General features: G+C 66.4%; 10 protein-coding genes. All 10 read right to left on the bottom strand.

Annotated features, from left to right (window positions below):
- Nucleotides 1-177 precede the first annotated feature (177 nt).
- A complete protein-coding gene (locus ACI0FO_RS29225) occupies nucleotides 178-1,011 on the bottom strand; it encodes a symmetrical bis(5'-nucleosyl)-tetraphosphatase (protein WP_105560568.1) in 834 nt (277 codons plus the stop codon).
- Complete coding sequence (gene lptG / locus ACI0FO_RS29220) at nucleotides 1,008-2,186, bottom strand: LPS export ABC transporter permease LptG (protein ID WP_416032064.1); 1,179 nt, start codon at nucleotides 2,184-2,186, stop codon at nucleotides 1,008-1,010. The genes ACI0FO_RS29225 and lptG overlap by 4 nt, the downstream gene beginning before the upstream one ends.
- Nucleotides 2,187-2,277: 91 nt before the next feature.
- Nucleotides 2,278-3,000: a monofunctional biosynthetic peptidoglycan transglycosylase gene (gene mtgA / locus ACI0FO_RS29215; RefSeq protein ID WP_416032063.1), complete on the bottom strand. Its 723-nt coding sequence runs from the start codon at nucleotides 2,998-3,000 to the stop codon at nucleotides 2,278-2,280.
- 5 nt (nucleotides 3,001-3,005) lie between these two features.
- A complete protein-coding gene (gene aroE / locus ACI0FO_RS29210) occupies nucleotides 3,006-3,869 on the bottom strand; it encodes a shikimate dehydrogenase (RefSeq protein WP_416032062.1) in 864 nt (287 codons plus the stop codon).
- A complete protein-coding gene (locus ACI0FO_RS29205) occupies nucleotides 3,866-4,798 on the bottom strand; it encodes a TonB family protein (protein ID WP_416032065.1) in 933 nt (310 codons plus the stop codon). Before ACI0FO_RS29205 ends, aroE begins: the two co-directional genes overlap by 4 nt.
- 112 nt (nucleotides 4,799-4,910) lie before the next feature.
- Nucleotides 4,911-5,999 carry an ABC transporter ATP-binding protein gene (locus ACI0FO_RS29200; RefSeq protein WP_416032061.1) on the bottom strand — a complete coding sequence of 363 codons (1,089 nt, stop codon included), beginning with the start codon at nucleotides 5,997-5,999 and terminating at the stop codon, nucleotides 4,911-4,913.
- Nucleotides 5,992-7,770, bottom strand: coding sequence for an ABC transporter permease (locus ACI0FO_RS29195; RefSeq protein WP_416032060.1), 1,779 nt, complete (start codon nucleotides 7,768-7,770; stop codon nucleotides 5,992-5,994). The genes ACI0FO_RS29200 and ACI0FO_RS29195 overlap by 8 nt, the downstream gene beginning before the upstream one ends.
- Nucleotides 7,771-7,922: 152 nt before the next feature.
- Nucleotides 7,923-9,020 (bottom strand): ABC transporter substrate-binding protein, encoded by a 1,098-nt coding sequence (locus ACI0FO_RS29190; RefSeq protein WP_416032059.1) that lies wholly within the window; start codon nucleotides 9,018-9,020, stop codon nucleotides 7,923-7,925.
- A gap of 180 nt (nucleotides 9,021-9,200) precedes the next feature.
- Entirely contained in the window at nucleotides 9,201-11,684 is a 2,484-nt protein-coding gene (locus tag ACI0FO_RS29185; protein WP_416032058.1) for an extracellular solute-binding protein, read from the bottom strand.
- On the bottom strand, nucleotides 11,671-12,342 hold the full coding sequence (locus tag ACI0FO_RS29180) for a response regulator transcription factor (protein ID WP_416032057.1): 672 nt from the start codon (nucleotides 12,340-12,342) through the stop codon (nucleotides 11,671-11,673). The genes ACI0FO_RS29185 and ACI0FO_RS29180 overlap by 14 nt, the downstream gene beginning before the upstream one ends.
- Nucleotides 12,343-12,601 lie beyond the last annotated feature (259 nt).

The raw sequence follows: 12,601 nt of genomic DNA, 5'->3' as shown, positions 1-12,601 counted from the left end.
ATGACGAAGGGGCAGTCCGGAGCGAAGGCTCCGGACCGCAATCGTGGGCGCGCGCCACCCACCCGACCCCGGCGACGGGCGTCCTACGAACCTACGAACCTACGAACCTACGAACCTACGAACCTACGAACCTACGAAGCCCCGCCCCAACGCCCCGCAATCACCCAAAGAAACCCGTCACTCAGACAACGGATCCTGAAACTGCGAACACTTCACCTGCACCAGCTTCCGATCCTGCAACCGCAACGCCGTCAACGCTCCCCCCCACACGCATCCGGTGTCCAGGCAGATTACGTCCGGCCGCTGCAGCAAGCCCAGCGTCGACCAGTGTCCAAACACCGTCGTGATGTCGCGTGTCGCCCGGTTCGGGACGTCGAACCACGGCACCAGGCCCGGGGGCCAGGCGCCTGGGGCGACCTTGGTGGCGAACTCCATGTGTCCGTTCGGCGTGCACAGGCGGATTCGTGTCAGCGCATTGATGATCACCCGCATCCGCTTGCCGCCTTTGTGGTCTTCTTTCCACGTAGCCGGCTCGTTGCCGTACATCTTTTGCAGCGCCTTCTGCCAGTTCGGGCCGCGCAGCGCGTCTTGCACCTCGCCGGCCAGGGACAGCGTCTTGGCGACGTCCCATTTTGCCAGCGTGCCGGCGTGCACCAGCAAATGGCCTTGCTCGAAATGGGCCAGCGGGCGGAACCGCAGCCAATTGATCAAGGCGGCCGCGTCCGGCGCGCGAAGGATGTCTTCGAGCGTGTCCGATTTTGATGGCTTGCGCACCCCGGCCGCGGCAGCCAGCAGGTGCAGGTCGTGATTGCCCAGCACCGACGTCGCGCGGTCGCCCAGGTCGATGATGCGACGCAGGGTCTCCAGCGACTGCGGGCCGCGGTTGACCAGGTCCCCGGCGAACCAGAAGCGCGACTTCGGGTCGCCGACCAGATCGGGGTGGGACAGCAAGCGATCCAGCGGCGAGCAGCACCCCTGCACGTCGCCGATCATCCAGATACTGCCATTCATGCGGGACTCTTGCTCCAAGGCCAGCGTTGTTGGACGAACCGGGTAAAGGTGTGGCGGTATTCCATGTAGGTCATGGCACCCAGCGCCAGCGCCATGGCCCCGATGTTCGGGCCCAGGGCGGTCAGCCAGGGCGGCCACTTGCCCAGCATGCCCACGTTCAGCGCCAACTGGTTCAGCATGAAGAAACCCACGCCCAGCAAAATGCCGATGAAGACCTTGGCGCCGACGCCGCCGCGGCGGGTCTGCATCAGGCCGATCGGCGCGGCAATCGTGATCATCACCAGCAACGTGAACGGATAGGCCAGTTTGCGCCATAGCGCAACGACCTGTCGACCATATTGCAGCTGGTTGTCGCGCAAATACTCCACATAATCCAGCAATGTGATGATGGACATGCGTTCAGGAGTCAGCACGCGGGCCAGCAGGCGTTCGGCGCTGAGGGTGGTGTCCACCGTGCGCTCGGGCACCTTCACGACGGCGGCCGGCGGGTTCTTGGGCGGGCGGGCATTGGCCAGCGCCTCGGAGGCGTCGCTGTCCAGCCGCGTTTCGGCCACATCCTTCAGCACCAGGTCGCCGTGGGCGAACAGCCCGGTGGGCGCCGTGGACAAGACCGAAAGCGTCAGGTCTTTCTTGAATTCGTACAGGATGACGTTGGCCACCTGGCCGTCGCCCTTGAGTTCGCCGATATTAATGATGCGGGTGCCGCCGTTGGCCATGGGTTCCTTGAACCAATAGCCGCTCTTTAAGCGGTCGCCGCCGGCCTTGCCGCGAAACAGCAGGTTGGCTTCGCCGCTTTTGATCTCGGCCCACGGGGTGACGTATTCGGACAGCAGGGCCGCGCCGATCATCAAGGGGATGGTGACGACCCACAGCATGCGCAGCAGACGCATCCCGCTGACGCCAGAAACGCGCAAGATAACGAGTTCATTGCGCTGCGCCAGGCCGGCCAGCGCCAGAATCGCCCCAATCAGCAGGCCGATGGGCAGCAGGTCGTACAAGCGGGTGGGAATGGCCAGCGCCTGCATGTAGAGCAGGGCCATCATGGAGAACTTGTCGCCCACGTTGTCCAGGTCGTCCACCAGCGCGAAGAACGTGAAAAGGCCCAGCAGGGCCATAAGGACCACTGCGCAAGAGCGATAGATCTCGCGGGCCAGGTAGCGACGTGCGGTACGCATGAAAAGGAATGGGAGCGCGTAAACGTGAAAGCTTAACAAATCCCACCGTTAAGAGTGGGGAAGGCCTGACGGAACGTCGTGGTTTCGGTTGTCAGGGGATGTCGACCATCTGCATCCGGCGGGTCAGCACGCCAACGCGGGAGTTCAGGTAGTTGGAATTGCGGCGGCTGTCATAGAAGCGGGGGTTGGGCAGCATGGCGGCCAGCCGGGCGGCCTGGCTGGCGCCCAGGTTGGCCGCCGTGGTGTTGAAGTAGTGCCTGGAGGCGGCCTGCGCCCCAAAGACGCCCACGCCCCACTCGGCCACGTTCAGATACAGTTCCAGAATCCGCTCCTTGGTCATGACGTGTTCGATCATATAGGTCAAGACCAGTTCCTGGCCCTTGCGGATATAGCTGCGCGAACTGGACAGGAACAGGTTCTTGGCCAACTGCTGAGTGATGGTGGAGCCGCCGCGCATCTTGCTGCGGCCCGCTTCTTCCTGGCGCTGGTTGTATTCCCAGGCTTTGCGGATGGCGTCCCATTCGATGCCGTCGTGCCCGGTGAAGTTGGAGTCTTCCGAGGCCACCACCGCCCGTTTCAGGTTGCGGTTGATCTTGTCGTAGGGCACCCACTCGTATTGCAGTTTGAAGTCCGGGTTGCCTTCGCGCAGGCGGGACAGCTCTTCGCGCATGATCGCGCTGCTGCCGGGGTCGCGGTAGTTGTACCAGACGACCTGGGCGAAGAGCCAGAATTGATACAGCAGGACCAGGCACACCAGCGCCATCAGGACGCCGGTGGTGATCCGGAACCAGGATCGGCCCTTGCGCGCCGCCATGCTGTTCAGCGTCCCGCCATGAGCGTCTCTCGCAGCGCCGCCAGCACAGGCGCCGGGTCAGGCCGCACGCCATGCCAGATGAAAAAGCTCTCGGCGGCCTGGCCTACCAGCATGCCCAGGCCATCGGCCGTCAGCGCGGCGCCGTCGGCCTCTGCCTGTTTCATGAAGGCGGTGGGTTCGGCGCCGTACATCATGTCGTAGCCCGCCGCGCCCTCGGCGTACAGGCCGGCCGGCAAGTCGGGGGCCGTGTCCTGCAAGCCGCTTGCGGTGGCGTTGACAACCAGGTTCCAGCCGCCAGGCAGGGGGGCGTCGGCCAGCCCGCCCGCCGTGACCCGCGTTTGCGGCGACACGCCGGTGCTGCGCCAGGCGTCGGCCAGTTCCAGCGCCTTGGACGCCGTGCGATTGACGATGTGCAGGCGAGCGCAGCCGGCTTCCGCCAGAGGCTGCAGCACGCCGCGGGCGGCGCCGCCCGCGCCCACCAGCAGCACCGACGCGCCGTTCAGGCGCACGCCCAGGCGCAGCAGGTCGGACACCAGGCCCACGCCATCCGTGTTGCAGCCATGCCAGGCGCCGTCGCGCCAGGACAGGGTATTGACCGCGCCGGCCAGCCGCGCGCGGGCGGTCAGGCGGCCGGCCGCCAGCGCATAGGCGTCCCGCTTGAAAGGCACCGTGACATTCAGGCCCAGCCCGCCCTCGGCCACGAAAGCCGCGGCGGCTTCGGTAAAACCGTCCACCGGCGCCAGCAGGCGTTCGTAACGCAGCGGCTTGCCGGTCTGCCGGGAGAACAGGTCGTGGATCTGGGGCGAACGGCTGTGCGCGATGGGATTGCCGATGACGGCGTAGCGGGCAAGAGGGGGCGCCTCGGTCATGGGGCTTGTGTTTCCAGGGTGTCGTTGACGAAATGCCAGGTGCGGGTGATGACCAGCACGTCGGTGTCGCGGGCGATGTCGGGGGGGAATGGGGGGAACGGCGCCGCCAGTTGGACGATGCGGCGGGCGGCCTGGTTCAGCACCGCGTGTGGCGAGGGCTGGTCGATTTCGACGTTGGCGATGCTTCCGTCGCTGCGGACCGATACCGTGATGCGCAGCGAACCGTAGATGCGCCCGCGCGCCTCGTCGGGGTAGTGTTGTGTGCCGACCGCCTCGATGCGGGTGCGCCAGGCGTCCAGGTACGCGGCGTAGCGCGAGGCCTCGGCCGAGGGGGCCACGAACTGCTTGCGGGGTTCGGCGCTGTATTGCTGCACCCGGGCGGCCAGGGCGGCAACCTGGGCATTCTGGATCACGCTGGCCTGGTCTTGGGAGTCCTGGCCCAGATCGGTCCCGTCCGGCCAGGGGTTGACGGCCTGGCGCTCGGCGCCCGCCTTTTCCTGCGAGCGCAATTGCGTCATCAGCCGGGTTTGTTCGGCTTCCAGCTGCACCTGCCGGCGGCGCATGGCTTCCAGCACGATCGTTTCGGCGGAGGCGCCCGTCTGGGGCAGGGGGGTGGTGGTCATGCCGCGGTCGGCGTTGCCGCCGCCGCTCATTTGATTCTGCGCCTGGGCGCGCGGCGTGTCCGGCGGCGTCTCGCTGCGGGCATTCAGCAGCACGACTTCCAGGCTGGTCACGGGCGGGCGGGTAAGGGCGGGCACGCCGAAGCGCCACGCCAGGGCGCCGGCGTGCACCAACAGCGATATTGCGATGCCGATGCGCAGGTAGTGCTGGGCGGGAGCGCCCAGCCACCGCACGTAACGGCTTAGCGGGGAGGAGGAATCAGGGCGTTGCACGGACGCATTGTAAGTCGAGTCCACGTCGCCCGACATGCCGGCCAACGGCTTGTAACAGCTATTGGACGGCGCGCCGGGCCGCCGACCGGACACGGAACGCTTGTCCGTCCGCGCGTGGCGCTGGCCGCGCGCGGACAACCCTGGCGCGTCAGGCTGTCTTGCGCGGGAAGACCCAGACCTTGCTGGCGGGCAGCGCCAGCCGGCACGGGCCGGGCTCGCGGCCTTCCGGGCCATAGGCGCGCAGGGCCAGCGTGTTGGCAGGATCGGCGTCCGGCGTGCGGAACAGGTATTCCCAGCGGTCGCCCAGGTACATGCTGGTCAGCAGCGGCATGTCCAGGTGGTTGCCGTCGGGGTCGTCCGCCAGACGCACTTGCTCCACCCGGATCACCGCCGTGCCGTCCTGGCCGGGGGCCACGCCTTCGCCGGCCTTGCCCCACAAGGCCCAGCCCCGGCCTTCGATGCGGGCCCGGCCGTCGCGCACTTCCGTGACCTTGCCTTCCAGCCGGTTGTTGCTGCCCATGAATTCGGCGGTGAAGAGCGTGGACGGTGACCCGTACATTTCCTGCGGCGTGCCCTGCTGCTCGATCTTGCCGTTGTTCAACAGCAGGATGCGGTCGGAAATCGCCATGGCTTCGCTCTGGTCATGCGTCACCATCAGGGCCGACAGCCCCAGGCGGATGATCAGTTCGCGCAGGAAGGCCCGGGCCTCTTCGCGCAGCTTGGCGTCCAGGTTGGACAACGGTTCGTCCAGCAGGATGACGGGCGGGCTATAGACCAGCGCCCGCCCGATGGCCACGCGCTGCTGTTGGCCGCCGGATAGCGCATGCGGATGGCGGTGGCCCAGTTTGCCCAGGCCCAGCTGGTCCAGCACGGCCTGCACGCGGTCGCGGACCTCGGCCGACGGCACCTTGCGCAGCTTCAGCGGGTAAGCCACGTTTTCGAACACGGTCTTGTGCGGCCACAGCGCGTAGGACTGGAACACCAGGCCCAGGTTGCGTTCTTCGGCGGGAATCTCCTTGCGCGCGCCACCGTCGTAGACGATGCGATCGCCAATGGTGATGCGGCCGCGCTTGGGGCCTTCCAGCCCGGCCACGGCACGCAGCAAGGTCGTCTTGCCGCTGCCCGAGGGGCCCAGCAGGGAGACCACTTCGCCCTGGCGCAATTGCATCGAGACGCCTTTAAGCACCGGGTTGTCGCCGTAGTCCAGGTGCAGGTCTTCTACAGAAAGCTCAATCATGAAGTTTGACTCCGAATCGCAGGGCGATGCCCAGGCCGATCACGACCAGAACGATATTGATGAAGGAAAGCGCGGCCACGATGTCGATGGCGCCCGAGGCCCACAGCGACACCAGCATGGAACCGATGGTCTCGGTGCCGGGTGACAGCAGGTACACGCCCGTGGAGTATTCGCGCTCGAAGATCAGGAACATCAGCAGCCAAGAGCCGATCAGGCCGTACTTGGCCAACGGCACGGTGACGTGGCGCGTGACCTGGCCGCGGCGCGCGCCGGCGCTGCGGGCGGCCTCTTCAAGTTCCGGCCCCACCTGCAGCAGGGTCGACGAGATCAACCGCAGGCCGTAGGCCATCCACACCACCGTATAGGCCAGCCAGACGCTGAAGATGGTGCTGCGCATGGCGCGCAGCCATTCGATGAAGTTCTCGCGCAGCCATTCGGCGAACGGCAGGGCGGACAGCCAGCCGTTCTCGTCCACATCCAGCGCGTTGTCCAGCCACATCGGCACGAACAGGAACACCCACAGAAACGCCAGGCCGGCCAGCAGGCCGGGCACGGCGCGCGGCACCAGCACGCTGTAGTCCATGAAGCGGGTGACGTTGTCGGGCTTGCGGTGCATGGCCAGGCCCACGAACATGTAGCACATCACGGCCAGCGCGCCGCCGAACACGCCGATGGCCACCGAGTTCACGATGGCGCGCATCAGATTGGGCTGCGCGAACACGGTGCGGAAGGCGTCCAGCGACAGCACGTCGAACAACGACACGCCCATGCCCCAGTTGGACACGAAGGCCCGCAACAGCACGCCCAGCAGCGGCACCACGATGGTGACCAGCAGCCAGAACGCCACGACGGCGCCGGCCACCCAGCGCCACTTGCCCAGCGGCAGCGGACGGGCGCGCGAGGCCTTGCCCTTGACGGTGACGAAGCGGTTCGCGGTGCGCATCAGGCGGCGCTGCAGCATGACCAGCGGAATCGTCATGCAGATCAGGATCACGGCCACGGCCGCCATCAGGTGATACGACGGAATGCCCAGCTTGTTGGTCAGTTTGTACAGGTAGGTGGCCAGTACCAGGTTGCCTTCCGGATCGCCCAGCACCAGCACCAGGCCGAACACTTCCAGCCCCAGGAAGAACAGCAGCACGGTCGCGTACAGCATGGCCGGACGCACCATCGGCAGGCTGACCGACACCATCACGCGCAGCGGCGTCGCGCCGGTGACGCGGGCGGCTTCTTCCACGTCGGAACCCATGCTGCGCAGGGCCGACGAGATGTACAGGTAGGCATGCGGCACGTGCGTCAGGCCGGCGATGATGACAATGCTGGTCAGCGAATAGACGTTCCATGGCACAAAGCCCAGGATGTTCTGCGCCCAGATCGAGAAAAAGCCCACCGGGCCCGCGGCCACCACATAACCAAAACCCAGCACCATGGGCGATACGAACACCGGCACCAGGATCAGCGGTTCGATCCAGCGGCGGCCGGGCAGGTCGGTGCGGATCATCAGGAAGGCCAGCATGCCGCCCAGCGGAATGGCGATGATGGCCAGCCCAAAGGCCAGGATGAAGCCGCTTTTCAGCGCCTTGTAGAAATCGGGATCCGCGAAGATAAAGCGGAATGCGTCCAGGCTGAAGACCTTGGACGGGGCAAAGAAAGGCGCGGAGAGAAAGCTCTGGATGATGATGAACGACAGCGGCACGTAGATGGCCAATGCCGTGATCAACACCACCACGCCGCGCGGCAGGGACTGCCATTTTCTGCGCAATGACTGCATGGGGAAATCCTGTTGTCGAAAATGACGCGACGGTCGCGCCGCCCGGGTAGGGGCAGGCCCGCCCGGGGGGCGGTCAAGCGGTCGGCAGGCTGCCGTCCGCTACGCGTATTGGGCGCCGGGGCGGGCGCGCCGCGCCCCGGACCCGCGCGGCCTTACTTGCCGGCCGCGGCGCGCCAGTCCTTGATGAACTGCAGGCGCTTGGTCTGTTCCAGGTAGTCCAGCAGCGTTTCGTTGACCGGAATCGGCTTGAGCGAGGCGCCCAGCTTCTTCGTCATGCCATCCACGTCGTTGTCGCCGGCGATGTCGTCGCGCACCGAAGCCAGGTCCGCCTGGTTAGCCATGATCTCCTGGCCCTTCTGCGACAGCAGGTAGTCCATCCACAACTTGGCGGCGTTGCGGTTCTTGGCCTTCTTGCTGATGAACGCCACGCGCGACAACACCAGCGCGTAGTCGGTCGGGTAGGCCACGCCCAGCGACGGGTCGGCCTTGGCGCGCGTTTCGGCGTAAGACCCCAGGATGTTGTAGCCGATCAGGTTTTCGCCCGACGACACGCGTTCCATCATGGTGCCGGTGGACGATTGCACGACCAGGCCGCCCTTGGCGATGTCTTTCAGCGTGTCGAAATACTTGGGGTCGTTGGCCTTGTCCTGCACCGCCAGCATGAAGCCCACGGCCGACTTTTCAATGTCGTAGGTCGTGACCTTGTTCTTGAACTTGTCCGGCTGGCTGGCGATCAGCTTGGCCAGCGCGCCGTGCGTGGTGGGCACTTCGGCAGCGGGGATCAGGCGCTTGTTGTAGATGAACACGGCCGGTTCGTAGGTCGTGCCGTAGGCCGAATCCTTCCAGACCGCCCAAGCGGGCAGCTTGCCGGCTTCGGGCGACTTGTATTGCAGCGCGTAGTCGGAGGCCAGCTTCAAGGCCGAATCCATCGACGAGCTCCAGACGATGTCGCCGCTGCCGCCGCCCGCTGCCTGTTCGCTGATGTAGCGGTTGTAGAGCTCGGTGCTGTTCATGTCGTTGTATTCGACCTTGACGCCCGGGTACAACGCTTCAAAGCCCTTGATGATGGGGCCGGCGGCCTTGGTGTCGGTGGTCGAATAGATAACGACCTTGCCTTCCTTCTTGGCGCCGTCCAGGATCTTCTGATAGTCGGCCGGGTAACCCGCGGGCACGGCCTGTGCAAAGGCGCTGCCGGTGGCAATGGCGAATGCAGCGGCGCAGGCGGCCGCCAGTTGGGACTTGGCAAGCATGGGTGTTGTCTCCGATTGGAATTAGTGTGAGCAGGATCTCGGTCCAGCGTGCGCCCATCTTAGGAGGCGCCGTCTGTCGTCGTCCTGTCATGGGGGCGGCAAGCGGCTAGGGGTAATCCCTGGCCTTGCGCGCTGATGACGTTGAAGGCTTACGCCGCGCGGCGCGACAGCGCGGTGACGTCAGGGCCGCTTCGGCGTGTCCGTCACCAGCCGCACCCAGTTCTGCACGAAGCGCGAGTGCCGCCGCTGGTCCAGGCCCACCAGCAGGGCGGGGCTTAGCACCACCGGCTGGACGATCCCGCTTGAACGCGCCAGCACCGCTTCGGATGTCCAGCGGCCCGGCGTGTCTTCCATGATGGAGCCCAGCGCCGCGTGGCTGGAGGCCACCTGCTGGCCGGCGGGCGACAGCAGCCAGTCGACCAGTGCGCGGGCCAAGTCGGGGCTGGGCGCGCGCCGGGATATCAGCACCGACCGCGCCAGCACCAGCACGTAGTCTTGCGGGAACACGACGCCGATCTTGCTGCCGGATGCCTGGCGCGACAGGGCGTATGAGCCCAGGATGTTGTAGGCCAGGTCCATGTCGTCGTTTTCGATGGCGTCCAGGAGCTGGGCGGTGGTGGGCGACAGGCGCACGCCGGCCTGTCCCATGGCGTTGGCCAGCCCCCAGAAGTTCGACGACACCAGCTCGTCTTGCTCGGCCAGCAGATACCCCACGCTGCTGGCGGCGATGTCGTAGGTGCCGACGCGGCCTTGCAGGCCAGACGGTTCGCGTTCCAGCAGCCGCAGGAGGTCCTGGCGCGATCGCGGCACGGTGGCTTCCGTGAAGCGCTTGGGGTTGTAGACGATCACCGCCGGCTCGAAAGTGAAACCATAGACTTCGTTGCGCCAGACGGCCCACGAGGGCAGTTTGGGGGCGTAGGGCGATGCGTAGCTTTGCGCATAGCCGTCGTTGGCCAGCCGGATTTGCAGGTCCGACGCCGAACTCATCAGCACGTCCACCTGCGTCAACCGTCCGTCGACCGTGGCTTCGTACAGTTCGCGGCTGCCGATTTCGCGGTAGGTCACCGACACATCCGGCCGCAGCGCCTGGAACCCCTGGATCAATGGGGCGACGACGGGCGTGTCGGTCGGCCCCGCGATGACCAGCGTGCGCGACGTGGGCTGCGGCGCGGGGTAGTGCGTGACGATCTCGTCCAGCTCCGCCGCCCGCGCATCGCCTGGCGCAGCCGTCAGTAGCATCGCCGCCGAGCAAAGGGCGCCCAGCCACGCGGCCAGGTGTCGGCCGGACGGCTGCGCCAGCGGCAGGATGACCCGCGCCGACAGCCCGCCGCCGGGGCGGTCGTGCAACCATAGGGAACCGCCGTGTGCCATCGCGACGGAACGCACGATCGCCAGCCCCAGGCCGGACCCCGATCGCGATTGCCCGGCCCGCCCGCGCGTGAAGCGTTGCTGCACGGCTTCCTTTTCGTCGTCGGAAATGCCGGGGCCGCGGTCCGATACCGTCAACGCGACGCGAAAGCCCGCGACCGGCGTTGCCTGAATGTCCACGGTGCCGTCGGGCGCGTAGCGCAGCGCGTTATCCACCAGATTGCGCAGCATTTCCCGCAGCGCCACGCGGTCGCCGGCGATCCGCGCGCGACGCACCTCGGGCGCGATTTCAATATGCAGCCGCCCGGCTTCCACCGGGCCGATGCGACGCCGCGTTTCGTTGATGGTTTCGGCCACGCCTACCGATTCCCGCGGCCCTTTACCCAGGCGGTGCGTGATGGTGGCGTCCATCAGCAACTGATTGATCAATTGGCTGGCATGCGTGGCGTTCAGGTGAATGCGGCCGATGCGTTCGCGCAGGCGCGCCGGATCGGTCTCTTCCAGCGCCACTTCGGCCTGCGCCCGCAAGGACGCCAGCGGCGTGCGGACTTGATGGGTGGCGTCGGCGACCAGGGTGTTCAAGGTGTCCATGATGATGGAAAGGCGTTGCATGAAGGCGTTCAGCGCTTGGACCAGCCGGCGGACCTCCGGCGGCACGGGCGTGGTCAGCGGCGTCAGGTCTTCGGGCGCGCGGGTGCGCAGGTCGCGCTCCAGCACGGCCAGCGGCGCGAATGCGCGCTGCACGCCGAACCACAGCAATCCCAGCGCCACCAGCGACACGATCAGCAGGGGCAACGCGCCGCGCCCCAGGATTTCGCTGGCCAATGCTTCGCGCGAACCCAGCGTTTCCGCCACGCGCACCGTCACCCAGCCGGCATGTTGACTGGCGGACACCAGCCGCCCCACCGTCGCCACGCGGACGGGCTCGTCGTGATACGTCACATACGCGAACACGGGCGTCGCCGCCTGCGCCAGCGGCAAGGCGGGCGCCAGATCGGCGTACCCGGTAATCAGCCTGCCATTGGAGGCGCGCGCTTCGTAGAACACGCGTTCGCTGCCCGAGAGCATGGCCAGCGACGAGACGGGTGGTTCGACGGTCACGCCGTTATCTTCGATCTGCACGGACCCGGCGATGGTCAGCGCCGACGCGGCCAGCAGCCGGTCGAAGGCCTGCTCGGCGGCCCGGTGCGCGTAATCGCGCAGGAAGAACACCAGGCCGATCAGCGCGCACGCCAGCAACGCCGCGCCCAAGGTGAAGACGCGGCGGCGGATGGAGGCGCTTTCAGGGATGCTCATGGCTGCGGGCCTGATAGCCGACGCCGCGCACGGTGACGATGTCGATCGACGCGCCGGCCAGCTTCTTGCGCAGCCGCGAAATCAACAGTTCCAGCGCATTCAGCGAGCCGTCATCCAGGTCGAATAGCTGATTCATCAGCCGTTCCTTGGCGACGGTCTGGCCGATCCGGCCCACCAGGATCTCCAGCAACCGAAACTCGCGCCGCCCCAGCTCCAGCGGCGCGCCCGACAACGTAACGCTACGCCCGGCCAGATCCAGGCTGAGATTGCCATAGTGCGTGGTGCTGGTGGTCTGCCCGGCCGGCCGCCGCATCAGCGCCCGCAGCCGCGCTTCAAGTTCGCGCAAGTCAAAGGGCTTGACGAGGTAGTCGTCTGCGCCGAGGTCCAGCATGTCGATCTTGTCTTCGATTTCCGCCCGGGCGGTCATGACAAGCACAGGCGCTTCCAGCCCGGCTGCGCGCAATTCACGGATGACGGAAAACCCGTCTTTGCCCGGCAGATTGATGTCCAGCACCAACGCGTCCCAGGTCTCGTCCAACCCCCAACGCAACGCCGCCAGTCCATCATGCACCCATTGCACGCTATGGCCCGCCAGCCGCAATTTGCTTTCCACGGCATCGCCCAGATCAAGGTTGTCCTCGACCAGCAAAATGCGCATGTTGTCCCTCCGGATGTTGTATGTTTTTCGGCGAGTTTACGGGCTTCAGATGAGTTTTGGGTTTTTGGCGTGGGCTGGGGGTGGGTTCTTGAGACGCCCGTCGCGTCGGCGGCCGGTGGGGCGCGGGTCAACGATTGCAGTCCGGAGCCTTCGCTCCGGACCTGCCTCGGCGGCCCCCCCCGTTGTCATCCTCGTCACTGCCTTTGGCAGTTCCTTCGGATTCCCTCGGGCTTATCGACGCCCCGCGCCCCACCGGCCA

It is taken from the genome of Achromobacter marplatensis, assembly GCF_049060505.1.
Lineage (GTDB): Bacteria > Pseudomonadota > Gammaproteobacteria > Burkholderiales > Burkholderiaceae_B > Achromobacter > Achromobacter marplatensis_A.
The sequence above is the reverse complement of the archived record's forward strand: the minus strand, read 5'-3'. Positions and strand labels throughout refer to the sequence as shown.

Coding starts and splice junctions, on each gene's coding strand:
- ACI0FO_RS29225 (WP_105560568.1), bottom strand. CDS start 1,011: ATGAATGGCAGTATCTGGATGATCGGCGACGTGCAGGGGTGCTGCTCG.
- lptG (WP_416032064.1), bottom strand. CDS start 2,186: ATGCGTACCGCACGTCGCTACCTGGCCCGCGAGATCTATCGCTCTTGC.
- mtgA (WP_416032063.1), bottom strand. CDS start 3,000: ATGGCGGCGCGCAAGGGCCGATCCTGGTTCCGGATCACCACCGGCGTC.
- aroE (WP_416032062.1), bottom strand. CDS start 3,869: ATGACCGAGGCGCCCCCTCTTGCCCGCTACGCCGTCATCGGCAATCCC.
- ACI0FO_RS29205 (WP_416032065.1), bottom strand. CDS start 4,798: ATGTCGGGCGACGTGGACTCGACTTACAATGCGTCCGTGCAACGCCCT.
- ACI0FO_RS29200 (WP_416032061.1), bottom strand. CDS start 5,999: ATGATTGAGCTTTCTGTAGAAGACCTGCACCTGGACTACGGCGACAAC.
- ACI0FO_RS29195 (WP_416032060.1), bottom strand. CDS start 7,770: ATGCAGTCATTGCGCAGAAAATGGCAGTCCCTGCCGCGCGGCGTGGTG.
- ACI0FO_RS29190 (WP_416032059.1), bottom strand. CDS start 9,020: ATGCTTGCCAAGTCCCAACTGGCGGCCGCCTGCGCCGCTGCATTCGCC.
- ACI0FO_RS29185 (WP_416032058.1), bottom strand. CDS start 11,684: ATGAGCATCCCTGAAAGCGCCTCCATCCGCCGCCGCGTCTTCACCTTG.
- ACI0FO_RS29180 (WP_416032057.1), bottom strand. CDS start 12,342: ATGCGCATTTTGCTGGTCGAGGACAACCTTGATCTGGGCGATGCCGTG.